Here is a 23491-nt window from a genome sequence, read left to right on the forward strand (position 1 = left end):
CCGTGCGCCCCTGCGTCGGTCGTGTCGGCCGGCGGGAGGGGGGTGAGAGGCCGCCAGGGCTTCTACGGGTGGCGTGTGCTCCTGCGTCGGTCGCGTCGGCAGGAGGGAGGGGGGTTAGAGGGCTGCCAGGTTCTTTGGGGGAAGGCCGCGGCGGATCTGGTCGCGGGGGACGTTGGCGCGGACGGCGGCCTCGATGAGGGGGAGGTTGCGCACCGGGGCCTTGAGGGTGAAGTAGGTGTTGTCCTCGAGGTGCAGGATGAGGCGCTTGCCCGGCGTGAGGTAGGCGAGCTTCACCGACGCCCAGGGCAGCGGGGTGAGGCCGTCGGAGGCGGCGTGCACAAGGCCGTCCTCGAACAGCGCGACCGACGACGTCGCCAGCGCGCGCCGCCGTGCCGCCTGCACGCCCGCGTGGCCGAGCAGCGCCAGGATCAGCACGGCCCACAGGGCCGCGATCGCGATGTGCAGGGTGGGCGCGAACGCCGCGCCGACGCCGAGCACCACCACCGCGACAAGGTCGACGGCGATCATCAGCAGCAGGGTGCGGCGGCGGGGGTCGGGCTGGTCGGCGAGGGGTTCACCCAGCTCGGCTCCGGCCTCCAGCACGTCTTCGGGGAACTCCGCGGTGACCTCGCTCATCCCTCTGATCTACCGCAAGTGACGGCAAAGCGCCACCCGATCACCGATCCTGGAGTATCCGGTGCTTGACCTTGCCGGTCGTGGTACGGGGAAGTTCGGGGACGAAATGGATGTCTCGCGGCACCTTGTAGCGCGCTAGGCGGGCGCGTACGTGGGCTTTGAGGATGTCGGCGGTGACGTCGGCGCCCGGTACCGGCACGACCCAGGCGGCGAGGCGCTGCCCGAACTCGGGGTCGGCGACGCCGGAGACGGCGACCTCGGCGACCGCGTCGTGCGCCTCGAGCAGGTCCTCGACCTCGCCGGGGAAGACGTTCTCGCCGCCGGAGACGATCATGTCGTCGGCGCGGCCGTCGATGAAGACGCGGCCTTCTGCGTCGAAGTGGGCGAGGTCGCCGGTGTCGAGGAGGCCGTCGACGCGGTTCCGTACGCCGCCGCCGGTGTATCCGGCGAAGTCGAGTCCCGCGTCGAGGTGGAGCGCGCCGGTCTGGCCGGGAGGCAGGTCGTTGCCTTCCGGGTCGAGGACGCGGGCGGTGACGCCGAGGGTGGGCCGGCCGACGGTGCCGGGGGCGGCGCGCAGGTCGGCGGGGGTGGCGATGGTCGCCCAGCCGGTCTCGCTGGCCCCGTAGGCGTTGTACAGGACGTCGCCGAACCGTTCGCGGAAGCGTGTCGCGAGGCCGGGGTGCAGGGCCGCTCCGCCGCACAGGACGACGCGCAGCGCGGCGGGCCTGCGCCGTTCGGGTTCGGCGAGCAGGCGCGACAGCATGAGCGGCACGGCGACCAGGACGGCGACGGCCCGCCTGTCGAGGGTCTTGAGCACGTCGGCGGGGTCGAACCTGCGGCGCAGCACGAGGGGCGAGCCGAGGCCGAGCGCGACGGCGAGGTAGGTGAAGCCGAGCCCGTGGAACAGCGGCGGCGCGACGAGGATCGGGTCGCCCGAGCGCAGCGGGACGCGCATGAGGTGCCCGAGGCCCTGGGTGACCAGCGCGGTGGGCCCGAAGGTGTGCGCCGCGCCCTTGGGCGGCCCGGTGGTGCCCGACGTGAGCAGGACGATCCGCCCGGTTCTGGGCGCGACGACGGGTTCGGCTGGCCCGTCCGCGAGGTCGTCGAGGGTGGGTTCGGCGACGGGCCCGTCGTGCCAGGCGACGACGCGCGCGCCCGCGTAGCCCGACTCCTCGACGGCTTCGGCGAACTCGGCGTCGTACACGAGCACGCCGACGTCCTCGGCGGTCAGGACCGGCCCGAGCTGCGGCCCGGAGAAGTCGGTGTTCAGCAGGACGACGTCGTGCCCGAGCCGCGACCCGGCGAGGACGGCCTCCACGAACCCCCGGTGGTTGCGGCACAGAACGCCGATCTTGGCCTCCGCCCCGGCGTCGGCGAGCATGCCGCGCAGCGCGGTGGCCTGGGCCGCGGCGCGCGCCTCGAGCTCGCCGAACGTGACCGCGCCGCGCTCGTCCACGACGGCTATGCGGGCGGGGAACCGGAGCGCGGAGGCGGCTCCGGCGAGCGCGGGGGACGCGCCGAACCTGGCGGCCTGCAGGGGCAGCCGGGCGAGGCCGCGCGGTCCGATCGGGTGGAGCGCGCCGACGTCGCGGACCACGCGCACGGCGTCGGCGAGCAGGTCGATGGTCGGACGGAACTGCGCGAACACGGTCGGTCCCCTCGACGGCGCGGCTGCCTCTTTCCGGTTTCTACCCTGCCATACCCTGACGGACAGTGCATGAGGCGTTCATCTCCGCTTAAGCCCCCATCGGATTGGGTACCGGGACATAGCGCGCGGCCCGGTCGGGGGAGCGCGTCCAGCGCGTCAGCAGGTTGGCCTTGCCGGGCAGCGGGCTCCCCTTGAGCAGCTCGGTGAGCCTGCGATGGGCGGGGAGCTCGCCGAGGATGGTCCGCAGCCTGTCCCAGAGCTCGCGTTCGCAGGACGGGTCGCGGTCGGCGAGCGCGGCGGCGATCTCCGCGAGGTGGTTCACGAACAGGCAGTACGCGACGCGCTTCCACCCGCGTTCCTCGTCGTAGGTGACCGACTCCCGTACGGCGGGCTCCAACTCCCGCAAGGCGGGCCCTGGAAGCAGCTTCGTTCCTTCGAGGTCACGGAAGACGGCACGTGACGGAATGCCCGAGGCGTCGTGCAGGATGAGCACGTTCTGGAGGTGTGGTTCGAGCACCACGCCGTGGTCGAAGAAGAGCCGCAGAGCGGGCAGCGCGACGGCCCGCGCGTACGCCTCCCAGTACTCCAGCGGGTCTACGCCCTCGGGAAGGAAACCCGCCCACGGGTCGGCCAAGGCGGCGGCCACTACGGCGTCGGAGGGAGCGGCCTCACGGAGGATGACCCCCAACCCCTCGTACAGGTTCCGGTCGGCGAGCGCGACGGTGCGGTAGGCGGGCTCGCCGAGGAGGTCGGCCCCAAGGAGCGGCTTGAGCAGCCGGGTGAGGGCGGGCGCGGACGCCAGCTCGTACCAGGCGTTCTTGCGGACGCAGTTGGTGATCCGCACGTCGAGGCTGAACTTGGCGAAGACCTGCGCGCCGCCGGGCCCGGTGAGCAGGGTGCGCACCGACGACGTCGGCGCGGCCTCCGGCCCGGGACCCGCCTCGCGTACCAGCCCGGTGGCCAGCGCGCGGCGCAGCACCGGGTTGCCGCTGAGCAGCCGCCACTGCCACGGATGCACCGGCAGCAGCCCTTCGGCGGCGAGCGGGCCGAAATCGCCCTCGCCGCACAGCAGGCCGGGATCGGCGGCCAGCAGCCCGAGCCGGAACCGCGCGCCGGTCTCCGGCGCGTACCGCAGCCAGGTCGCCGGCGTGCCCTGCCGCGCCTTGGGCGACGGGTGAAAGCGGTGCCCGGCGATCAGTGACTGCTCGGAGGCCAGGAGCGGGCTTGCCGGAGCCGTCTCGCGCGCGCGCAGGATCGCGGTCATCGCCTGGTGGCTGCTCACGACCTGGCCGAGGAACTCGGGGTTGGCGACCCCCGTCCACTCGCGCAGCTCGGCCGCGACGAGCTCGGCGACCTCGTACCAGCCGATCTCCTCGCCGTCGCGCAGGAACGGCCCGGCCAGCCGCGGCGAGGGCCCGTGCGACGGTCTGGGCAGCCGCGCGGTCAGCGTGGTCCGCCCGAGCCGGACGGTCAGCCTGTCGCCGTCGGCGGTGGCCCGTCCCGCGGGTCCGCTGACCTCGCGGACGAGGCAGTTCAGCAGGGCGGTGGCGGTCGCCTCGTCCGCGTCGGCGGGGTTCGTCCCGGTCGGTGCGGTCGGTGCGGTCGCGGTCAGCGGCACGGAAGCTCCCTCAGGTAGTTGGGGCCCGGCGGGCCGTAGTGTTTGTTGACGTCGGCGGAGCCGGTCCGCGCCTTGGGCACGAGGGTTCCGGCCGTGAGCATCGCCTTGGTGGGCAGCCGGGGGGCGTCGAGGGTGCGGGCGCGTAGGAAGGGGTCGGTGACGGCTTCGTCCAGGCGATCGCGGACGAGGCCCAGGGCTTCGGGCAGAGGCAGCAGCCCGCGTTCGGCGAGGCCGAAGGCGACGGCTCCGGCGCACAGGTGCAGGGTGATGGTGACGAAGACGCGGGCGCGCGCCTCCCTCCCGCCGACCATGCGGGGGTCGTCGAAGTCGCCGGAGGCGAGCATGGCCCCGTCGTTGTCCTTCAGCAGGAGCTCTCCGCGCGGAGTAACGGACACGTTCTGTTGATGCGCCTCAAGTGCGATCCCATGGCGTTCGAACAGCGCGACGTTCCACGCGAACAGGACGCGCAGGTAGGCGTCGAAGAACCCTCGGAGGTCCCCGGACGACACCTCCTCGATGACGTAAGGGCCGTCGGGCGTACGCGCGAGAAGGGCGGCGACGGGTACGGCGTCCGCAACGGGCAGCCTCCGGACGAGGAAGGCGAGGTTCGCGTCGTGGGCGTGCCCGTAGGTCTGCTCGTCGGCGAGGAGCACGGGCAGCCCCTCGGCCTCGGCGATCCGGCTGAGGAGGCGTTGGACGCGTGCCCCGTCCAGCAGCGTCCCCGGCTTGATCGAGCGGACGTTCCGACGGCCGAGCGTGGCGGTCGGCAGAGGCACCTTGACGTGCTCGACGGCGGTAACGGCGAGCGTACGCATCGACAAGGTAGGGCTGACAAGGCCCCGACGCTCCCCGACGGTAGGGACAAGCCCCCGTTCAGCCGTCAAAGGATGGACGGGAAAGGGCACCGCGTCCTCAGGCAGCCCAAGGGAGCCGGGAGAAGGCCACCAGGAGGGAAGCCGCCCTTCCAGGACGGGCCCTGTGACGCCCGTCCACGCGAGCTCGAACGTCGGCTGGTACTCCGGCGCGTACGCCGCCACCTCTGACGCGGACAGTCCCGCCTTGGCCCTCCCGAGCGGATGCACGGGATGTCCGAGGCGCGCCGCGAGCGCGTCATAACGGGTCGGCCCGGGCCGGACGTCGGGCAGCGCGGTGGTCTCGGCGAGATACGCCTCGCGGCATTCGGCGAGGAACCCTTCGACGTCGTCGTCCTCGGCGGCGCGGGCGCGGACGAGGGCGGCGACGTCGGCGAGGGTGACCCCGCCGAGCACGCGGAGGTCGGACTGGAAGCCGTCGGGCGCGGTGGCGGCGTGGGCGGGCGCGCGGACGTAGCCTTCGCGGACGAGCGCGGTGATGACCCGTGCCGCGAACTCGGCCTCAGTCAACGGCCCACGTCCGGGCCCGCCGGAACCGGGTGACGGCCGCGTCGACCGAGGCGCGGTCGGGGCCGACGAACTGGACGGTCCCGAGATAGTCCCGGTTTGTATTGGTCTGGATGATCACATCACCAATATTCCGCTGTGGCCGGTAGGTAACCGAGACGCCCCTGTCCACAACCGTCCCCGGAGCTGGCGCGGCGGTCAGGGTGCCCGACCTGTCCGCGACCAGGTAATCCACCGTCGCCGCGCCCGACGGCACGGGCTCGAACGCGACGGGCTGACCGAGATGGGTCAGCAGCACGTCGGCGAAGACGTCGCGGCCGAGGAGTTCGGCGAGAAGGAAGTCGCAGTGGTCGCCGATGATCCGGTAGTTGACCTCGATGATCCGCGCGCGCCCCTCGTGCACCACGAACTCGGTGTGGCACGCGCCGAAGCCGACGCCGAGGGCGTCGAGCGCGGCGAGCACCTGCGGGGTCTCCGGGGGCGGCTGCGCCCAGTCGAGCCGCTCCTCGATGAAGTAGGGCTCGGGGGAGAGCGTCGTGGCGAACGAGCCGAGCACCCGACCGTTCAGCGTCTCCAGGGTGTGCAGGCTCCCGCGCAGGTACTCCTCGGCGACCATGGGACGCCCGGTGTCGGGCAAGGCGGCGAGTTCGCTGGGCGTCCGCACCAGGACGACGTCTTCGCTGGCCACCCCTTCGCGGGGTTTCACGACGAGCGGGTACGGCGCGTCGTCGGGGACCGGGAACGGCGACGCCCACACGTCGCCAAGGTGGCGGCGCATAAGGCTCTTGTTCTTGCAGCGCAGGGTGGCCTTCCAGTCCTTGCCGGGGAGGCCGTAGAACTCGGCGGCCAGCGCGGTGGGCGTCTGGAGGAAGTCGCCATTGGAGAAGTAGGCGTCCGGGCGGCCGTGCTGGACGATCTCGCGGAAGTCCGAGACGTCGCAGGCGATGACGGCGCGGCCCGGGTACTGCCCCGGCCGGTCGGTGAGGACCGTGACGTCGAGGCCGAGCCGGTCGGCGGCGGGCAGGAAGCCGTCGAGCACCGAGTCGGTGGCCTTGCCCGCGATCACGAAGAGCCGCACCCGTCCCCCTTCAGGCGTGGCCCACCCCGTCCACCGGAGACGGAAGGGGAGGTCATCCCCGCTTAGGTAAGCCTTGCCTAATTCTAACGAGCGGGGTCGGCCGCGCGTGGGATATTGACCCGATGGATCTCCTTGAGCGGTGGACGGCCCTCGCCGGCCCCGAGACACGCCCCCTCGGCGAGGACCTGCTGGCCCGCTACGCCGAACCGCACCGGCACTACCACACGGCCGCGCACCTGGCGGCGGTCCTCGACCTCGTCGACGAGCTCGCAGGGGAGGCCGCTGACCCCGACGCGGTACGCCTCGCCGCCTGGTTCCACGACGCCGTCTACGACCCGCAGCGCGACGACAACGAGGAGCGCAGCGCGCGCCTCGCCGAACGGATGCTCGCCGACACCACCTTCGAGCCGTCCCGCGCCGCGCACGTGGCCGCGCTGGTCAGGATGACCAAGACGCACGACCCGCAGGACCCCGACGGCAAGGTGCTCTGCGACGCCGACCTCGCGATCCTCGCCTCCGACCGGGCGTCTTATGACGCGTACACGGCCGCCGTACGGGCCGAGTACTCCTTCGTCCCAGGCGACTACTTCGCTCTCGGCCGCACAGCCGTCCTCGAACAGCTCCTCGGCCTCCCCGCGCTCTTCCACACCGAGACCGCCCGCGCCCGCTTCGACGCGCCCGCCCGCGCCAACCTCGCCGCAGAACTCACCGCACTACGCCCCTGACGCCCGCGCGCCTAGTTCCGCCCGCGCCCGCTCCGCCGCCCGCGCCCGCGCGCCGAGCGCGCCGCGCTGCGCCCTGACGCCCGCTGACGTCCGCGCGGCGCCCTGACGTCCGCGCTGACGCCCGCGCCGCGCGCCTACTTGCCGCCCAGCGGGATGCCTGCTGCGCCGCCCGTGAACTTCGGGCGTCGGAGGCCCGAGCGGCGGAGGTGGCCGAGCAGCTCCTGACAGCTGACCTCGCGTGCGCCGAGCCGTACCGCGCCCGCGTACGCCTCCTCAGGAAGGTCGTAGTGGTCGCGTTCGAAGGCGCGCCGGGGAGCGCCGAGCCGGTAGGCGAAGTCGTGCAGCTCCTCGAAGGAGACGTCGCTGATGAGGTGGGACCACAGCAGGCCCCGTCCGCGCCAGATGGGAGGGTCGATGTAAAGAGCCACCTGCCCAGCGTAGACACCCCCGGGCTGGCGCTAGGTTTGTTGCGGCTTTAAGGAGTTGGGGACATGACGCTGGGGTGGCTGGCACTTGCCCGCGGTGACATCGATCGGATGGCCGAGCGCAGGCGGGACGAGGACTGGGTGGCCGCTGCCTGGGCGGGGTCCCGCGTCCTCGTCGTCGACGACAAGGGCAGGGTGCCGGTCCGGCTGACCGACCGTCCGGAGCTTGTGTACGTCCCGTCAAGGACCGCCCCCAAGGGCGAGCGCGTCCTGTTGGGCATAGACGAGGACAAGATCGCCTACTTCGCCGTCTGCGCGCCGATCCCCGACGGCATCCCCGACGCCGAGCCGACCGGCCTGCGCCGCATCGGCGCGCTGCTGGCCGACGTGGAGTCCACGCTGATGACGCAGGCCGTCGCGATGGCCGCGTGGCACGGCGCGCACCGGTTCTGCCCGCGCTGCGGCGCGCCCACCAAGGCGATCGCGGCGGGCCATGTGCGGGTGTGCACCGAGGACGGCGGCGAGCAGTACCCGCGCCTCGACCCCGCGGTGATCATGCTGGTGGCCGACGCCGACGACCGCGTCCTGCTGGCCAGGGGGGTGTCGTGGCCCGAGCGCAGGGCGTCGGTGCTCGCCGGGTTCATCGAGCCGGGCGAGTCGATGGAGCAGGCCGTCGCGCGCGAGGTCAAGGAGGAGGTCGGCCTCGACGTCGGCGAGGTCACGTACATGGGCAGCCAGCCCTGGCCGATGCCGCAGAGCCTGATGCTCGGCTTCTCCTGCCGCACCGACGACGTCGCCAAGCTGAAGCTCGACAAGGCCGAGATCGCCGAGGCGTACTGGTACACGCGCGACGAGCTGAAGGCCGCCGCGCTCAACCGCGACGTGCTGCTGCCCGGCCGGGTCTCGATCGCCCGCCAGCTCATCGAGCACTGGTACGGCGCTGATCTTCCCGGCAGCTGGGGGCTGTGACGGGCGGGCGCGCACCGCGCCCGCCGCGCGTCACAGCTCAGCGGGGGTCAGGCCGCGCCGATCAGGCCCTTGAGGGTCTTGGCGCTGGGGTTGGTGAGGACGTGCTCCTCGCCGTCGGGGGTGATGGCGATGACCGTCGGCACCGTCATGTTGCCGCCGTTGACGCTGGCGACGAACTCCGCGGCCTTCGGGTCGCGCTCGATGTCGATCTCCTGCATGGGGATGCCGTCGCGGGCGAGCTGGGCCTTGAGCCGCTTGCAGAAACCGCACCACTGGGTGGTGTACATCGTGAGCTGGCCGGTGGCGCTCATCGGAGTCCTTTCTTCGGTGGGGGATCGGGGGCCGGGGAAGGCCCGGGACATCCTGCCAGACGCCTGAACGCGCCGGAGACCTGCGGAATTCCTGCCCGGCCTGCCCCCGGGTGCGGGAGCGTACTGTCGGTACCTGCTGGAAGGATGTGACGCATGGACGCGCGACGGGTGCTGGCAGGGCTCGACCCCGAGCAGCGGGCGGTCGCCGAGGCCGTCCGCGGGCCGGTGTGCGTGCTGGCGGGCGCGGGCACGGGCAAGACCCGCGCGATCACGCACCGCATCGCCTACGCCGTCGTCACCGGCGCGGCGCAGCCGCAGAACGTGCTCGCGGTGACGTTCACCACAAGGGCGGCGGGCGAGCTGCGCGGTCGCCTGCGCGCGCTGGGCGCGCCCGGGGTGCAGGCGCGCACCTTCCACGCCGCCGCCTACAAGCAGCTGCTGTACTTCTGGCCGCGCACGGTCGGCGGTGAGCCGCCCAGGCTCATCGAGTCGAAGTTCCCGCTGCTCGCCGACGCCGCCCGCGCCTGCCGCCTGAGCACGCTGGGCCGCACCGAGCTGCGCGACGTCGCGGGCGAGATCGAGTGGGCCAAGGTCACCCAGACAAGGCCGGAGGACTACGCGGCGGCCGTCGCCAAGTCGGGCCGCAGCCCCGGCGTCGACGTGGTGGACATCGCGCGGCTCTACGTGATGTACGAGGAGTTGCGCCGCGAACGCAACCTGCTGGATTTTGAGGGGATGCTGGAGCTCACCGCGGGACTGCTCGCGGAGTTCCCCGAGATGCGGCGCGAGGTGCACGGCCAGTACCGCTCGTTCGTCGTCGACGAGTACCAGGACGTCAACCCGCTGCAGAAGCTGCTGCTCGAGGCGTGGCTCGGCGACCGGCGCGAGCTGTGCGTGGTCGGCGATCCGAGCCAGACCATCTACTCCTTCACCGGCGCGACCCCCGATTACCTGCTCGGCTTCACCCGCGAGTACCCCGACGCCGAGGTGGTCCGCCTGGTGCGCGACTACCGGTCGACCCCCGAGGTCGTCGGCCTGGCCAACGAGCTGCTGAAGGGCTCGCGGCAGCGGCTCGAACTCGTCGCGCAGCGCCCGTCGGGCCCGGCCCCGGTCCACGTGTCCTACGCCGACGAGCTCGCCGAGGCCGAGGACGTCGCGCGCCGCGCCGGCGCGCTGATCGAGTCAGGTGTCCCGGCCCGCGAGATCGCCGTGCTGTTCCGGATCAACGCCCAGTCCGAGGTGTTCGAGCAGGCATTCGGAGACGCGGGCGTGCCGTATGTGCTGCGCGGCGCGGAACGGTTCTTCGAGCGTCCCGCCGTCCGCGAGGCGGTGGTGCGGCTGCGCGGCGCGGCCCGCTCGGGCGGCGACGCCGAACTCGACGGCCTCGGCCTGATCCACCAGGTCAGGGCGGTCCTGGCCGGATGCGGCTTCACCGAGCGGCCGCCGGAGGGGCGTGGGCCCGTCCGGGAGAAGTGGGAGTCCCTGGCGGCGCTGGCCCAGCTCGCCGAGGACATGGCGGTGTCCGAGCCGGACGCGGGCCTCGCCAGGTTCGTCGCGGAACTCGAGGAGCGGGCGGCGGTCCAGCACGCGCCGCCGCTGGAAGGCGTCACGCTCGCCTCGCTGCACGCGGCCAAGGGCCTTGAGTGGGACGCGGTGTTCCTCGCCGGTCTCGCCGACGGCACCCTCCCGATCGTCTACGCCGAGACCCCCGAGCAGGTCGAGGAGGAACGCCGTCTGCTGTACGTCGGGGTCACCCGGGCGCGCGAGCACCTCACCCTGTCGTGGTCGGCCGCGCGCTCGCCCGGCCAGCGCGGCCACCGGCGCGTCAGCAGGTTCCTCGACGGCATCGCCCCCGGCACCGTCACCCCGATGCCGCCACGGGTGGAGCGCGCCGCGCGCCAGGCGCGCTCGCGCGGCCCGCAGCCGTGCCGGGTGTGCGGCAGGTCGCTGCTGCGCGCGGTGGAGCGCAAGCTGGGCCGCTGCGAGACATGCCCGGCCGAGGTGGACGAGGCGCTGCTCGAGGCGCTGAAGGAGTGGCGGGCCGAGACGGCCAAGGTCCAGAAGGTGCCGCATTACGTGGTGTTCACCGACGCCACGCTCCAGGCGATCGCCGAGCGCAAGCCGGGCAGCAGGGCCGAGCTCGCCGGGATCGGCGGGGTCGGCGCGGTCAAGCTCGAGAAGTACGAGAGCGCGGTGCTCGCCCTGTGCCGGGGCGAGACCCCGGGTGAGACATACGTCGCGCCCCCCTGAGGGGCGGGAGGCCCGCCGGGTTTGCCACACTGGCGGGGTGAACACCGCGCTCAAGAACCTGCTGGACATCCTCGACCTCGAACAGATCGAGGACGACATCTTCCGCGGCAGCAGCCCCGAGGACCGCCAGCAGCGGGTGTTCGGCGGCCAGGTCGCGGGCCAGGCCCTGGTCGCGGCGACGCGCACGGTGCCGGTCGCCAGGCAGGTGCACTCGCTGCACGCCTACTTCATCAGGCCAGGCGATCCGCTGGTCCCGATCGTCTACACCGTCGACAGGGTGCGTGACGGAAGGTCGTTCTCCACCCGCAGGGTCGTCGCGGTGCAGCACGGCAAGGCGATCTTCACGCTGTCGGCGAGCTTCCAGGTGCCCGAGAACGGGCCCGACCACCACACGCCGATGCCGGAAGCGCCGGACCCCGAGACGCTGCCGACCGGTTTCGACAGGTTCGCCAAGCTCTTCGGCACCAAGATCGCCGAGCAGTTCATGGCGCACCGCCCGTTCGACCTGCGGCACGCGACCCCGCTCACGTGGGAGGCCAAGGGGAAGCCGGAACTGGCCACGCCGGAGTCCGTCGTCTGGCTCAAGGCCAACGACAAGCTCCCCGACGACCCCACCCTGCACGTCTGCCTCATGACGTACGCCTCGGACATGACGCTGCTCGACACCGTCCTGGTCAACCACGGCCTCGCCTGGGGTGACAACCGGACTGTCGGGGCAAGCCTGGATCACGCGATGTGGTTCCACCGGCCGTTCCGCGCCGACGAGTGGCTGCTGTACGTGCAGGAGACGCCGTCGGCCGGCGGGGCGCGCGGATTCGCGCGCGGCCAGGTCTTCACCCAGACCGGCGACCTCGTCGTCTCCGTCGCCCAGGAGGGCCTCGTCCGGGTCACGGATCTCTGAAAAACCCCAGCTCAAAAATAGGTTGAAGAGTTTCGAGTACTTCTCGTAGGCTCATCGCAGCACTGAACCAGCCCGCGCCCGGCGCGTGGGCCCAGACCTCTGAAGGGGGGTGGCGACCGTCATGTGGAGCATCAGCAAACTGCCCATCGGCAACCCGAACGGCACTTGGCCCATGACCGATTTGATCATCGGCATGCCCGCTGACGCCGCCGCGTTCCCGAAGTCCGTCTGCGCCCAAGCCGCCCGGCATGGTGAGCAGTTCGGCTACGGATCGACCCTCGGCGGTGAATCCGTGCTGACGCGTGTCCGTGAGGACAAGTTCGGTGCACAGGCTCCGTGTAGCTGGAGGCCACCGGTCTAGCAGACCGAGTGCGAGCTTTCAGGCCGCGGAATCCGAGCACCGGATTCCGCGGCCTTTTCGCTGTCTGGAAGCTCCTTCCACCAGGGAACGGCCGCCACAAACCCCGACGACAAAGACGTTGAGATCCAACGAGAGGACTGAGGGTGAACCTCATCCAGGGGCCCCAGCCGACCTTCGCGGCCATCGACGAGCTGCCCTGCCGCACCGACCCCGAGCTGTTCTTCGCCGAGGCGCCCGCCGACGTGGAGCTGGCCAAGTCGCTCTGCGGGGACTGCCCGGTCCGCAAGAGCTGTCTCGCCGGCGCCGTGGAACGGCGTGAGCCGTGGGGCGTGTGGGGCGGCGAGCTGTTCGTGCGCGGCGAGATCGTCGCGCGCAAGCGCCCGCGTGGCCGTCCGCGCAAGAACGCCCAGACCGAAGTGGCCGCGTGATGTCCGGCCGACCGAACGACCTTCGCGCTGCCCTGCGCGACGCGAGGCGGGCGCCGGGTCTCCGCCCGGCGCCCGCCCCCAGATACGGAGTCCAGATGACCTTGCTTCACGAAGAACTCAGCAGAGACCGAATACGTGCCCTCCAAGAGGAGGTCGCCGCGCTCCAGTGGGCCGCGGAGGTGCGGCGCTCGCGCCGCGCGGCCCTGCGCCAGGCGGCCGCCGACACCGGCCGCGCCACCCGCGAGGAGGCGCGGATCAGGATGGGCCGGCTGCGGTCCCTGATCGGCCGGTGACGAAGACCGGGGCGCCCGTCTCCTGCGACGGGCGCCCCGGTGCGTCGGTGGCCCGACCCCGCACGGGGGCGGGGTCGGGGTCAGTCGGCGGACGGTTCGGCGGTCGGTTCGGCGGACGGGCCGCCGGTGGCGGCGTCCTCCCCGGTGGGCTCGCCCGGCGCGAACCCCTTGACCCAGCGGATCGCCTCGGCCCGGAACGGCCCCTCGCACTCGAGCTGGCACAGCACCCCGGTGCCGAGGCCGATCGTGCGGTGCACGAGCACGTAGTCGTTCGGCAGGTTCAGGTACCTGACGACGTTGTCGGGCCGCAGATCGGTGACGCGGGCGGCCTGGTCGCGCAGCCACTCGCGGGTGAACTGGAACGTCTCGGCCTTCATCGGCACCGCGAGCGGCTCGATGAACGCCGCGAGCGCTTCGCCGTCGACCTCGACGCCGTCGCGGATGATCCCCTCGGTGCGGCACGCCTCGATGATCTCCTCGGGGGAGCCGAGGGTGCCGATCCGCATGAGTTTGCCGATCTCCTCCTGCATGCCGCCTTCGAGGCGGTCGACCGCGCCGAAGTCGATGACGCCGAGGCGGCCGTCCTCCATCAGCCGGAAGTTGCCGGGGTGGGGGTCGGCGTGCAGGTGGCCGCAGCGCGCGGGCGCGGAGAACAGGAAGCGGGCGAAGAGCAGGCCAGCCCTGTCGCGCTCGGCCTTGGCGCCCTTGGCGATGATCTGCGACAGCGGGGTGCCGTAGATCCACTCGGTCACCAGGACGGTGCCGGACTGCGCGACGACCTCGGGGACGAGGAAGTCGGGGTCGTCGGCGTAAGCCTTGGCGAACGCGGACTGTGAGGCGGCCTCGACGGTGTAGTCGAGCTCCTCGCGGACCCTGACCTTCAGCTCCTCGAGGATGCTCTTGACGTCCGCGCCGGGGAACAGCACGCCGACGAGCTTGCCGACCCTGGCCAGCTGGTTGAAGTCGCTGATCAGGGCCTTGCCCGCACCCGGGTACTGGACCTTGACGGCGACCTCCCTGCCGTCCTTCCACACCGCCTTGTGCACCTGTCCGATCGACGCGGCCGCGGCGGGCTTGTCGTCGAAGGACCGGAACTCCGCGCGCCAGTCCGCGCCGAGGCTCTCGGCGAGCACCCTGTGCACGGTGGCGACGGGCATGGGGGGAGCCGACTCCTGGAGGCGGGTGAGGGTGGCCCGGTAGGGGCCGGCGATCTCGGGCGGCAGCGCCGCCTCGAAGATCGACAGCACCTGGCCGAACTTCATCGCCCCGCCCTTGAGCTCGCCGAGCACCTTGAACAGCTGCTCGGCGGTGCGGGTCTGGATCTCGTTGGCGACGGCTTCGGCGGACCGCCCGATCGTCTTCTTGCCGAGTCCCAGAGCGGTGCGGCCGGCGAAGCCCAGGGGGAGGGCGGCCAGCTTGGCGGTTCGCGTCACGGCGCGCAGGGGTAGGTCGCTCACGGCTTCATTCTCCGCGATCCCGCCTCGTTCCCGCCACAACGTGACGGGGAAGGCGTAAGTATTGGTTTACCTCGGTGGCGGGGAGTGTTGTATATCACGTTTAGTACCTGGCCGTCCGCTGGCTTGTGGAAAACTCTGGGCGCTCCGAGGCATTTGTCAGGTTTTACCTGGGCAAACAGGGGTCGGGCCCTGTGGAAAACGGAAAGTTTCGGCTACGGTTCTGCCTGTGCCCCCCAACGTCGAGGTCCGCCGCAGCGCCCGACGCCGGAGAACAGTCTCGGCCTACCGCGACGGCGACAAAACGATCGTGCTCCTGCCTTCCCGCCTGACGAAGGCCGAGGAGGAGTACGAGATCGCCCGCATCCTGCAACGCCTGGAAGGCCGGGAACGCAGGTCGCGTCCGCCGTCCTGCGACGACGAACTGCTGGACCGTGCCAGGCGGCTGTCGGCCCAGTACCTCGACGGCGAGGCCGAGCCCGCCAGCGTCCGCTGGGCCGCCAACCAGCGCAGCCGCTGGGGCTCGTGCACCCCCGACGACGCCACCATCAGGATCTCCACGATGCTGCGCGGCATGCCGGGCTGGGTCGTCGACTACGTGATCGTGCACGAGCTCGCGCACCTGCTCGAGCCGTCGCACAACGCCTACTTCTGGGACCTGGTCAACCGCTATCCCAAGACCGAGCGGGCCAGGGGCTATCTGGAGGGCGTGGCCGCGGCCCCGCACCTCCAGGCCACCGGCTGACCCGCCGTCGGACGCGCGCTCAGCGGACCTCCGAGAGGGCGACCGCCCGCGCGACGAGTGAGCGCAGCGCGGCGTCGGTCACCGCGGGCAGCTCGTCCACCGGGAACCAGCGCAGATCGTCGGACTCGGCGCTGATCTCGTGCCGCGCCCCCTCGGGCGCGACCGCGAGGTACTGCACGTCAAGATGCCATGAGCCGCCCGGGTGGCAGGGCACGGAGTGCCGGTCGAGCTGCACGGGGGCCGCCGACAGGGCGAGCCCGCCGATCCCCGACTCCTCGGTCGCCTCACGCAGCGCCGCCGCCGCGAGCGTGGCGTCGTCGCCCTCGCAGTGGCCGCCCATCTGGAGCCACATCTTCAGCTTCGCGTGCAGCGTGAGCAGCACCCGGGAGCGGTCCGCGCTCAGCACGAGCGTGCTCGCGGTCAGATGGCCGGGCGCGCAGGCACGCCACATGCCGTCCGGATACCGGGACAGATGCCCCAGGAAGTCCGCGCGCAGCGCGTCCTGGGCGGGCTCGGGGGCCCGCCAGGCCGACAGCACCCGGACGGCGTCGGCGTGCAGCGCGCTCACGCGGGCCCTTCGCCCTTGCCGTCCTCGCCCTTGCCGTCCTTGTCCTTGCCGTCCTCGTCTTCGACGGCCTTGCCGTCGCCGCCCTGGTCCTCGGCCGGGGGCAGGCCCTCAAGCTGGGACAGGTCGAAATCGTCGCCCGAGGAGTGCAGGAACGCGTCGGGGTCCTCGAGGTCGGCGGCGGTCGGCATCAGGTCGGGGTGGCTCCACAGCGCGTCGCGGCCGTCGACGCCCTTGAGCGCGGTGAGCGACTGCCACAGCGTCTCGGCCTCGCGCAGCCGGCGCGGTCGCAGCTCAAGGCCGACCAGCGCGGCGAAGGTGTGCTCGGCGGGGCCGCCGGTGGCGCGCCGGCGGCGGATCGCCTCGGCGAGCCGGTCCGCGCTCGGCAGCCGGTTCGCCGACGCGGCCGCGACGGCCACGCCCACCCAACCCTCGACCAGCGCGAGCAGCGTCTCGAGGCGGGACAGCGCGAGCTTCTGCTCGGGCGTCTCCTCCGGGGTCAGCTGGATCTCGCCGCCGCCCAGCGCCTCCTGGAGCGCGGCGGGGTCGCTGAGGTCGAGGCCGGAGATCTTCTCCTCGAGCCCGGAAAGATCGACGCTGATGCCGCGCGCGTAGTCGCCGACCGCGCTGAGCAGGGCCGAGCGCAGCCACGGCACGTGCGCGAACAGCCGCTGGTGGGCGGCCTCGCGCAGCGCGAGGTACAGCCGCACCTCGTCGGCGGGGATCTCCAGGCCCTCGGCGAACGCCGCGACGCCGGACGGCAGCAGCGCGCCCACGCCCTCGGGCGCGAGCGGCAGGCCGACGTCGGCGGAGCCGATGATCTCCTTGGCCAGCGCGCCGAGCGCCTGCCCGGCCTGGCCCGCGACCATCGCCCCGGCCATCTGCCTGACCATGCCGATCAGCGGCCCGGCCATCGCGGCCATCTCCGGCGGGATGTTCTCCCCGCCGCCCAGCGCGCCGCCCATCGCCTCGGTCATCCGCTCGGCGATCGGATCGACGACCTTCTCCCAGACCGGAAGGGTCGCCTCGAGCCACTCGGACCTGCTCCACGCCTTGGGGGAGCGGATGCCGGCGGGCAGCGTGGTGCCCTCGTCAAGCCACAGGTCGGCAAGGCGGAGCGCGTCCTCGACCTGACGGCGCTCGGCGTCCACGACCGACGGGTCGCCCGCCTCCACCACAAGGTGGCGCGCGATGTTGCGCACCATCTCCCAGTTGACGGGTCCCGACCCGCCCGAGCCCATGCCGCTGAGCATGTCCGCGAACTGGCGCAGCATGTCGGCGAACTGCCGCATGTCACCGCCGGGGGGCATACCGGGCATGCCGAAACCCATGCCGAACGGGTCGCCGGGCTTGCCGTCTCCGTCGTCGTCGCCGGGCCGGTTGAAGCCGAAAGGAGTGTCGCCCATCAGAATCGCCTTAGGCTGCGGGGAAAGGCCATAACCTCAAAGGTAGTCGCTTTCCGGAGCGAGCCGTGGCCGCATAGGGGGACGTTCGCCATGAGCACAGGGGACCGACGGACCGTCGCAGTCACGGGAGCGGCGTCCGGAATCGGACAGGCACTGACCGAACGGCTCGTCGCGTCCGAGCGGTTCGCGAGGGTGATCGCGCTCGACGGGACCCGCGGCGAGGTGCCCGGCGCGGTCTGGCGGGTGGTCGACATCCGCGACCCCGCCCTGGCCCGTCGCCTGTCGGACGTCGACGTGCTCGTCCACGTCGACGTGGACCGCTCACCGGAGAGCGACCCCAAGGAACGCCGCACCTACAACGTGCGCGGCGCGCAGACGGTGATCGCCTGCGCGGCGGGCGCGGGGGTCAAGGACGCGGTCCTGCTGAGCTCGGCCGCCGTCTACGGGGCCGCCGCCGACAACCCGGTGCCGCTGCCGGAGAACGCGCCGCTGAAGGCCGAGCCGGACACCTCGGTCGCCGGTGACTTCCTGGAGATCGAGGAGCTCGCGGGCGGCAGGCTGCACCCGGGGCTGCGGGTGACCGTCGTGCGGCCCGCCGCGCTGGTCGGGCCCGGCGTCGACACCGTCGTCACCAGGCACTTCGAAGCGCCGAGGCTGCTGCGCGCCAAGGGCGTCGAGCCGCGCTGGCAGTTCTGCCACGTTGACGATCTCGTCGCGGCGCTTGAGCTCGCGGCGCTCGGCGAGGTCTCCGGGGCGATCGCCGTCGGGTCCGAGGGGTTCCTCACCGGCGAGGAGGTCGAGCGGATCACCGGCAAGGCGGGGTTCGAGCTGCCCGCCTCGCTCACCTTCGGCACCGCGCAGCGCCTGCACCGCCTGGGCCTCACCCCGGCCCCGGCCACCGACCTGCACTACGTCGTCTACCCGTGGGTGGTCGACTGCGCGAAGCTGCGCGCCTCAGGCTGGAAGCCGAGGCACGACAACGAGATGGCCCTCCAGGCCCTGCTCGCCGAGACCGCCGGACGTCACGCCGTCGTCGGCCGCAGGGTCGGCGGCAAGGAGGCGACCATGGCGACGGCGGCGGGCGCGACGGTCGCCGTCATCGGCGCGGCGGCCGCGGTCCGACGCGCCCGCAGACGCCGCAGGCTGTGACGGTATTTTCGTCACGTGAGCGCTATCCGACTGCTTGACATCCGCGAGACCCCGCTTTCCGTCGACGAGGTCGTCGCCGCCGTGCAGGACGCCGCGGCGGGCGGCACCGCGTTCTTCGCGGGCACCGTGCGCGACCACGACCGCGCCCAGGACGGCGCGGAGAGCAAGGCCGTCACCGCCCTGTCCTACAGTGCCCACCCCTCGGCGCTGGAGCGGCTGCGCGAGGTGATGGAGAAGATCGCCGCCGACATCCCCGTCGTCGCGCTCGCCGCCGTCCACCGGGTCGGCGACCTGGCGATCGGCGACCACGCGGTGGTCGTCGCGGCCGCCGCGCCGCACCGGGGCGAGGCGTTCGAGGCGTGCCGCAGGCTGATCGACGACCTCAAGCACGAGGTGCCGATCTGGAAGCACCAGCACTTCGCCGACGGGACCTCGGAGTGGGTCGGCGCCTGCTGAGGTGCCCTTAGGCTTGCGCGCATGGTCTCCAATGTCGTCCGGGGTCTACGTGAGCGCGTCCCCAACAGGCGCGCGCTGACCCTGTCGGTGGTCGCGGTGCTCGTCCTGGCCCTGGCGCTGGCCGGGGCCGTCATGCCGGTGCCCTACGTCTCGCTCCAACCGGGCCCGACGATGAACACGCTCGGCGTGAACCCGGAGACCAAGAAGCCGCTGATCGAGATAGTCGACGCCCAGACCTACCCGGACGACGGCCACCTCAACTTCACCACCGTCGCCTACACCGGCGACCCGTCGAACCCGCCGACCCTGTACCGGGCGCTGCGCGACTGGATCAACCCCGAGCGCGCGGTCGTCCCGATGGACACGATCTTCCCCGCGGGCGAGACCGCCGAGCAGGTCGAGGAGGCCAACACCGCGCTCATGGCCGACTCCCAGCAGACGTCGGTCGCCGCGGCCCTCACCCAGATGGGCCGCCAGCTGGGCAGCGAGACCTACGTCGGACGCGTCCACAAGGGCCTGCCCGCCGACGGCGTCCTCAAGTCCGGCGACCAGGTCCTCGCCGTCGACGGCACCAAGGTCGACAAGGCCAGCGAGGTCACCGGCAAGCTCAAGGACTACGCGGTCGGCGACGAGGTCACCCTGACGATCAAGCGCGATGGCAAGCAGGAGAAGGTCACGCTCAAGATGGGCGAGACCACCACCGACGGCGCCAAGCGCGCGGTGATCGGCGTCGAGCTCGTCGACAAGTTCGTGCTGCCGATCGAGGTCAAGATGAACGTCGGGGAGATCGGCGGGCCGAGCGCCGGCCTGATGTTCTCCCTGGCCATCTACGACATGCTCACGCCCGGCAGCCTCACCGGCGGCAAGTTCATCGCCGGGACCGGCACGATCACCGTCGACGGCCAGGTCGGCGCGATCGGCGGCATCCAGCAGAAGATGATCGCGGCCAAGAACGCGGGCGCGACCGAGTTCCTCGTCCCGCCCGGCAACTGCGCCGAGGCCGCCGACGCCGCCCCGGACGGCCTGCGCCTGATCAAGGCCGAGTCGCTCGACAGCGCCGTCAAGAGCCTCGAGGGGCTCCAGGCCGGGAAGAAGGACCTCCCGGCCTGCTGACCGCGCCCCCGCCGCCCCTGCTCAGCCCTCGTCGGGCAGGAGGGTGCCGGCGAGCGCGTCGGTGACGTCCGGTACGAGGTCGTCGGCGGAAAGCAGTTCCTCCTCGTGGCTGCGTATCCGCAGCACCGCGTGCCGTGAGCCGTCGCGCAGCACGCCCGCGACGATCCGCAGCTCCTCGTGCCTGGGGTGCGCCAGCGCCCACGCGACGGCGTCGCCCTCGGCCGGGATCTCGTCCTCGATCTCCGGCGGCAGCGTCACCCTGACCATCGCCAGCGCCGCCCCCGCCACGTTGTCCGGCCACACGATGCCCGGCAGCAGCGCGCCGACGTCGCCGTCCTCAAGATCGCCCTGGTCGACCGCGGTGATCGCGTCGTCGGCGGAAAGCCCGAGTTGCTGGGCCAGGTCCGGCTCTGCCCGGATGAGTTCCGCGGTCTCCACGAGCGCGAACAGCCGCGGCGCACCGTCCCATCCGGTCTGCGCCTCGATGCTCCGCACGGTCTCTTCGAGAGGGGTCATGCCCGTCATTCTTCCGTTGCCGAGCCGATGCCTGGATCGGGAACCGCGCGGGATGTCGGTAAGTTGCTCCTAGTGCTGGCTGGAACTTGAGGAATCGGAGGGAAGCGGTGAGCTTCCGAACCCCACGCCCGGGCGGGCGACGCGTCCCCGATGGGAGACCGCGGCTACTCGCCCCGGTGTTGATAACGCTGGCGGTGCTCGTCGCTGTCTTCTTCATCGTGACGGGCTTCTGGACGGACCTTCTTTGGTACCGCTCCCTCGGCAACGGCTTCTCCGGTGTCTTCACCACCCAGCTCCGCACCAGGGTGCTGCTGTTCGTGCTCGGAGGGCTGCTGATGGCGGCCGCCGTCGGCGCCAACATGGTGATCGCCTACCGGCTGCGGCCCGCCTACCGGCCAGTCTCGGTGGAACAGCAGGGCCTCGAGCGCTACCGCGCCGCGGTCGACCCGCACCGCAAGGCCGTGTTCTTCGCGCTGCTCGGCGCGCTCGCCCTGTTCACCGGGCTGTCGTCGGCCGGGCAGGTCGGCACGTGGCTCGCCTTCATGAACCGGACGAGCTTCGGCGAGAAGGACGCGCAGTTCGGCATGGACGTGTCGTTCTTCGTGTTCACCTACCCGTTCCTGCGGCTGATCCTCGGCTTCCTGTTCGTCATGGTCGTGCTGTCGGCGATCGCCGCGGTGGCCGTCCACTACCTGTACGGCGGACTGCGGCTCCAGGGCCCCGGTGACAAGGCGTCGCCCTCGGCGCGCGCCCACCTGTCGGTCCTCGTCGGCCTGTTCGTGCTGCTGAAGGCCGTCGCCTACTGGTTCGACCGCTGGGGCCTGGCCTACTCCGAGCGCGGCAAGGTCACCGGACCCGGCTACACCGACGTCAACGCGGTGCTGCCCGCCAAGACGATCCTCGCGGCCATCGCGTTGATCTGCGCGATCCTGTTCTTCGTCAACATCTGGCGCAAGGGCATGATGCTGCCCGGCGTCGGCTTCGGCCTGCTCGTGCTGTCGGCGATCCTGATCGGCGGCGTCTACCCGCTGCTCATCCAGCAGTTCCAGGTCAAGCCGAACGAGCTCGCCAAGGAGCGCCCCTACATCGAGCGCAACATCGAGGCCACCAGGGACGCGTTCGGCGTCTCCGGCGTCGAGGAACAGAACTACACGCCGAACAAACAGCCGGACGCCGAACAGGTCGAGAAGTACTCCGAGACGATCCCCAACGTCCGGCTGCTCGACCCGATGCTGCTGTCCCCGACGTTCCTGCAGAACCAGCAGCTCCAGGGCTACTACACGTTCGGCAACCCGCTCGACATCGACCGCTACCCCGACGCCGACGGCAAGATGCAGGACACCCTCGTCGCCGTCCGCGAGCTGACCGGCCCGCCCGGCACCCAGTCCGGCTGGGTCAACGAGCACCTGACCTACACGCACGGCTACGGGTTCGTCGCCGCCCCCGGCAACACCGTCGACCCGCAGAGCAAGGGCCCGGTCTACACCGCCTCCGACATGCCCCAGTCCTGCGAGGTGAAGACCAAGGGCGGCCAGTGCCAGTTCGCCATCAAGAAGCCCCAGGTGTACTTCGGCGAGCAGTCCCCCGCGTACTCGATCGTCGGCGTCCAGGAGGAACTGGACTACCCCAACGGCCCCCGCACCACCTACGACGGCACCGGCGGCGTCCGCATGGACTCCTTCTTCAACCGGGTCGCCTACGCGCTGAAGTTCCGCGACCGCAACATCCTGCTGTCGGGCAACATCAAGGAGCAGTCGCGCATCCTGTACGACCGCAACCCGCGTGAGCGCGTCCAGAAGGCCGCCCCCTGGCTGACCGTCGACGGCAACGCCTACCCCGTCGTCGCCGACGGCCGCATCGTCTGGATCGTCGACGGCTACACGACCTCCAACGGCTACCCGTACTCCGAGCGGATCAACCTCCAGGACACCACCCGCGACTCCAACACCGAGCGCCCCGCCGTCGGCCGCCAGCCCGGCTCGGAGGTCAACTACATCCGCAACTCGGTGAAGGCGACGGTCGACGCCTACGACGGCACCGTCACGCTGTACGCCTGGGACGAGAAGGACCCCGTCCTCAAGACCTGGCAGAAGGCGTTCCCCGGCACCGTCAAGACCAAGGCCGACCTCGAGAAGAACCTCGGCGGCGAGGTGTTCGAGCACGTCCGCTACCCCGAGGACCTGTTCAAGGTGCAGCGGAGCGTCCTGCGCAGCTACCACGTCACCGACCCGTCGGCGTTCTACGACGGCCAGGACGCATGGGAGATCCCCGTCGACCCGACGGAGACCACCATCACCGAGCCGCCGTTCTACCTGACGCTGCAGATGCCGTCGCGGGACGACAAGTCCGAGCCGGAACAGCCGGGCTTCTCGCTCACCACGACATATGTGTCGCGCAACGGTAGGAACCTGACGGGCTTCCTCGCCGCCAACAGCGACCCGAACTCCGACAACTTCGGCGAACTGCGCCTGCTCCAGGTCCCACGTGAGGTGTCGATCCTCGGGCCGGGCCAGATGCAGAACACGTTCAAGGGCAACGACAAGGTCGCGCCCGTGCTGAACCGGCCCGCGGGAAGCACCACACAGGTCGTCTACGGCAACCTGCTGACGCTCCCGTTCGGCGGCGGATTCATGTACGTCCAACCCGTCTACCAGCAGTCCGCGACCGGCGCGAAATACCCAGTCCTCGGCTGGGTCCTGGTCAGCTTCGGCGACCAGATCGGCTTCGCCACCACCTTCGAGGACGCGCTCAAGCAGGTCCTGCAACCCGGCACGAACGTCCCCACCACCGGCGACGACACCCCGACGCAGCCGACCACACCCGGCTCGTCCCCATCCGTCCAGCAGGCCATCGACGCCGTCAAGCAGGCGTTCCAGGAATCCCAGGACGCCCTCAAGAGCGGCGACCTGAAGAAGTACGCCGAAGCCCAGGACAAACTCAGCCAGGCGATCAACAACCTGGTCGAAGTCCAGGCCAAGGCCGAAGACGCCGAACCAGCGGCAACCCCGAGTCCCACGCCCACCAACTGATTTGCGTAACCCCGCTCCACCCCATAGTCTTTAAAC

23 protein-coding genes are annotated in these 23491 nt (G+C 71.5%); 12 read left to right on the forward strand and 11 right to left on the reverse strand.

Annotated elements, in window-relative coordinates:
- Window positions 1-114: 114 nt before the first annotated feature.
- The 5 genes from R9X44_RS03550 to R9X44_RS03570 form a co-directional block, all read right to left on the reverse strand.
- On the reverse strand, window positions 115-636 hold the full coding sequence (locus tag R9X44_RS03550; protein ID WP_319812481.1) for a hypothetical protein: 522 nt from the start codon (window positions 634-636) through the stop codon (window positions 115-117).
- 40 nt (window positions 637-676) lie between these two features.
- Complete coding sequence (locus tag R9X44_RS03555; protein WP_319812482.1) at window positions 677-2284, reverse strand: AMP-binding protein; 1608 nt, start codon at window positions 2282-2284, stop codon at window positions 677-679.
- 88 nt (window positions 2285-2372) lie between these two features.
- Window positions 2373-3902, reverse strand: a complete 1530-nt coding sequence (locus tag R9X44_RS03560) for an IucA/IucC family protein (RefSeq protein WP_319812483.1) — start codon at window positions 3900-3902, stop codon at window positions 2373-2375.
- Window positions 3893-5284, reverse strand: a complete 1392-nt coding sequence (locus R9X44_RS03565; RefSeq protein WP_319812484.1) for an IucA/IucC family protein — start codon at window positions 5282-5284, stop codon at window positions 3893-3895. The genes R9X44_RS03560 and R9X44_RS03565 overlap by 10 nt, the downstream gene beginning before the upstream one ends.
- The gene (locus R9X44_RS03570; protein WP_319812485.1) at window positions 5277-6359 is read right to left on the reverse strand and encodes a siderophore biosynthesis protein; all 1083 of its coding nucleotides are present in this window, start codon (window positions 6357-6359) and stop codon (window positions 5277-5279) included. The genes R9X44_RS03565 and R9X44_RS03570 overlap by 8 nt, the downstream gene beginning before the upstream one ends.
- A 122-nt stretch (window positions 6360-6481) precedes the next feature.
- Between R9X44_RS03570 and R9X44_RS03575 the strand changes: the two genes are divergently transcribed.
- Complete coding sequence (locus R9X44_RS03575; RefSeq protein WP_319812486.1) at window positions 6482-7084, forward strand: HD domain-containing protein; 603 nt, start codon at window positions 6482-6484, stop codon at window positions 7082-7084.
- 134 nt (window positions 7085-7218) lie between these two features.
- Here the strand turns inward: R9X44_RS03575 and R9X44_RS03580 are convergent, their stop codons facing one another.
- A complete protein-coding gene (locus tag R9X44_RS03580; protein WP_319812487.1) occupies window positions 7219-7512 on the reverse strand; it encodes a DUF4031 domain-containing protein in 294 nt (97 codons plus the stop codon).
- 63 nt (window positions 7513-7575) lie between these two features.
- Here R9X44_RS03580 and nudC point away from each other — a divergent pair, with 63 nt between their 5' ends.
- Window positions 7576-8478 (forward strand): NAD(+) diphosphatase, encoded by a 903-nt coding sequence (gene nudC / locus R9X44_RS03585; protein ID WP_319812488.1) that lies wholly within the window; start codon window positions 7576-7578, stop codon window positions 8476-8478.
- Between the two features lie 47 nt (window positions 8479-8525).
- Here nudC and R9X44_RS03590 read toward each other — a convergent pair whose 3' ends face one another.
- On the reverse strand, window positions 8526-8789 hold the full coding sequence (locus R9X44_RS03590; RefSeq protein ID WP_319812489.1) for a glutaredoxin domain-containing protein: 264 nt from the start codon (window positions 8787-8789) through the stop codon (window positions 8526-8528).
- A gap of 153 nt (window positions 8790-8942) precedes the next feature.
- Here R9X44_RS03590 and R9X44_RS03595 point away from each other — a divergent pair, with 153 nt between their 5' ends.
- The 5 genes from R9X44_RS03595 to R9X44_RS03615 all read left to right on the forward strand — a co-directional run bounded on the left by R9X44_RS03595 (window position 8943) and on the right by R9X44_RS03615 (window position 13022).
- On the forward strand, window positions 8943-11039 hold the full coding sequence (locus R9X44_RS03595; protein WP_319812490.1) for an ATP-dependent DNA helicase UvrD2: 2097 nt from the start codon (window positions 8943-8945) through the stop codon (window positions 11037-11039).
- Between the two features lie 37 nt (window positions 11040-11076).
- Window positions 11077-11940, forward strand: coding sequence for an acyl-CoA thioesterase II (gene tesB, locus R9X44_RS03600; RefSeq protein ID WP_319812491.1), 864 nt, complete (start codon window positions 11077-11079; stop codon window positions 11938-11940).
- 109 nt (window positions 11941-12049) lie between these two features.
- Complete coding sequence (locus R9X44_RS03605; protein WP_319812492.1) at window positions 12050-12301, forward strand: hypothetical protein; 252 nt, start codon at window positions 12050-12052, stop codon at window positions 12299-12301.
- 152 nt (window positions 12302-12453) lie between these two features.
- Window positions 12454-12729 (forward strand): WhiB family transcriptional regulator, encoded by a 276-nt coding sequence (locus tag R9X44_RS03610; RefSeq protein WP_319812787.1) that lies wholly within the window; start codon window positions 12454-12456, stop codon window positions 12727-12729.
- A gap of 95 nt (window positions 12730-12824) precedes the next feature.
- Complete coding sequence (locus tag R9X44_RS03615; protein ID WP_319812493.1) at window positions 12825-13022, forward strand: hypothetical protein; 198 nt, start codon at window positions 12825-12827, stop codon at window positions 13020-13022.
- 80 nt (window positions 13023-13102) lie between these two features.
- Here the strand turns inward: R9X44_RS03615 and R9X44_RS03620 are convergent, their stop codons facing one another.
- Entirely contained in the window at window positions 13103-14479 is a 1377-nt protein-coding gene (locus R9X44_RS03620) for an AarF/ABC1/UbiB kinase family protein (protein WP_319812494.1), read from the reverse strand.
- Between the two features lie 220 nt (window positions 14480-14699).
- On the opposite strand from R9X44_RS03620, the gene R9X44_RS03625 reads away from it, so the two are divergent.
- Window positions 14700-15221, forward strand: coding sequence for a M48 family metallopeptidase (locus R9X44_RS03625; RefSeq protein ID WP_319812788.1), 522 nt, complete (start codon window positions 14700-14702; stop codon window positions 15219-15221).
- Between the two features lie 19 nt (window positions 15222-15240).
- Here the strand turns inward: R9X44_RS03625 and R9X44_RS03630 are convergent, their stop codons facing one another.
- Both R9X44_RS03630 and R9X44_RS03635 read right to left on the reverse strand, forming a co-directional pair.
- Window positions 15241-15789: an NUDIX hydrolase gene (locus R9X44_RS03630; protein WP_319812495.1), complete on the reverse strand. Its 549-nt coding sequence runs from the start codon at window positions 15787-15789 to the stop codon at window positions 15241-15243.
- Complete coding sequence (locus R9X44_RS03635) at window positions 15786-17192, reverse strand: zinc-dependent metalloprotease (protein ID WP_319812496.1); 1407 nt, start codon at window positions 17190-17192, stop codon at window positions 15786-15788. Before R9X44_RS03635 ends, R9X44_RS03630 begins: the two co-directional genes overlap by 4 nt.
- 90 nt (window positions 17193-17282) lie before the next feature.
- Here R9X44_RS03635 and R9X44_RS03640 point away from each other — a divergent pair, with 90 nt between their 5' ends.
- Genes R9X44_RS03640 through R9X44_RS03650 form a run of 3 tightly spaced genes read left to right on the forward strand, consistent with a single transcriptional unit; the run spans window position 17283 to window position 19910 of the window.
- Window positions 17283-18341 (forward strand): NAD-dependent epimerase/dehydratase family protein, encoded by a 1059-nt coding sequence (locus tag R9X44_RS03640; protein ID WP_319812497.1) that lies wholly within the window; start codon window positions 17283-17285, stop codon window positions 18339-18341.
- 15 nt (window positions 18342-18356) lie between these two features.
- Complete coding sequence (locus tag R9X44_RS03645; protein WP_319812498.1) at window positions 18357-18797, forward strand: molybdenum cofactor biosynthesis protein MoaE; 441 nt, start codon at window positions 18357-18359, stop codon at window positions 18795-18797.
- A 21-nt stretch (window positions 18798-18818) separates the two neighbouring features.
- Entirely contained in the window at window positions 18819-19910 is a 1092-nt protein-coding gene (locus R9X44_RS03650; RefSeq protein WP_319812499.1) for a PDZ domain-containing protein, read from the forward strand.
- Window positions 19911-19931: 21 nt separating this feature from the next.
- Here R9X44_RS03650 and R9X44_RS03655 read toward each other — a convergent pair whose 3' ends face one another.
- Window positions 19932-20426, reverse strand: a complete 495-nt coding sequence (locus tag R9X44_RS03655) for a PPA1309 family protein (protein ID WP_319812500.1) — start codon at window positions 20424-20426, stop codon at window positions 19932-19934.
- A 176-nt stretch (window positions 20427-20602) separates the two neighbouring features.
- Between R9X44_RS03655 and R9X44_RS03660 the strand changes: the two genes are divergently transcribed.
- Window positions 20603-23455 carry a UPF0182 family protein gene (locus R9X44_RS03660; RefSeq protein ID WP_413774897.1) on the forward strand — a complete coding sequence of 951 codons (2853 nt, stop codon included), beginning with the start codon at window positions 20603-20605 and terminating at the stop codon, window positions 23453-23455.
- Window positions 23456-23491 lie beyond the last annotated feature (36 nt).

This window comes from Actinocorallia sp. A-T 12471 (assembly GCF_033875155.1).
Taxonomy (GTDB): Bacteria; Actinomycetota; Actinomycetes; order Streptosporangiales; family Streptosporangiaceae; genus Actinocorallia.

Bases quoted from the DNA above. Each gene is read 5' to 3' on its own strand.
- R9X44_RS03640 (WP_319812497.1), top strand. From the start codon at position 17,283: ATGAGCACAGGGGACCGACGGACCGTCGCAGTCACGGGAGCGGCGTCC.
- R9X44_RS03590 (WP_319812489.1), bottom strand. From the start codon at position 8,789: ATGAGCGCCACCGGCCAGCTCACGATGTACACCACCCAGTGGTGCGGT.
- R9X44_RS03550 (WP_319812481.1), bottom strand. From the start codon at position 636: ATGAGCGAGGTCACCGCGGAGTTCCCCGAAGACGTGCTGGAGGCCGGA.
- R9X44_RS03615 (WP_319812493.1), top strand. From the start codon at position 12,825: ATGACCTTGCTTCACGAAGAACTCAGCAGAGACCGAATACGTGCCCTC.
- R9X44_RS03650 (WP_319812499.1), top strand. From the start codon at position 18,819: ATGGTCTCCAATGTCGTCCGGGGTCTACGTGAGCGCGTCCCCAACAGG.
- R9X44_RS03635 (WP_319812496.1), bottom strand. From the start codon at position 17,192: ATGGGCGACACTCCTTTCGGCTTCAACCGGCCCGGCGACGACGACGGA.
- R9X44_RS03595 (WP_319812490.1), top strand. From the start codon at position 8,943: ATGGACGCGCGACGGGTGCTGGCAGGGCTCGACCCCGAGCAGCGGGCG.
- nudC (WP_319812488.1), top strand. From the start codon at position 7,576: ATGACGCTGGGGTGGCTGGCACTTGCCCGCGGTGACATCGATCGGATG.
- R9X44_RS03575 (WP_319812486.1), top strand. From the start codon at position 6,482: ATGGATCTCCTTGAGCGGTGGACGGCCCTCGCCGGCCCCGAGACACGC.
- R9X44_RS03655 (WP_319812500.1), bottom strand. From the start codon at position 20,426: ATGACCCCTCTCGAAGAGACCGTGCGGAGCATCGAGGCGCAGACCGGA.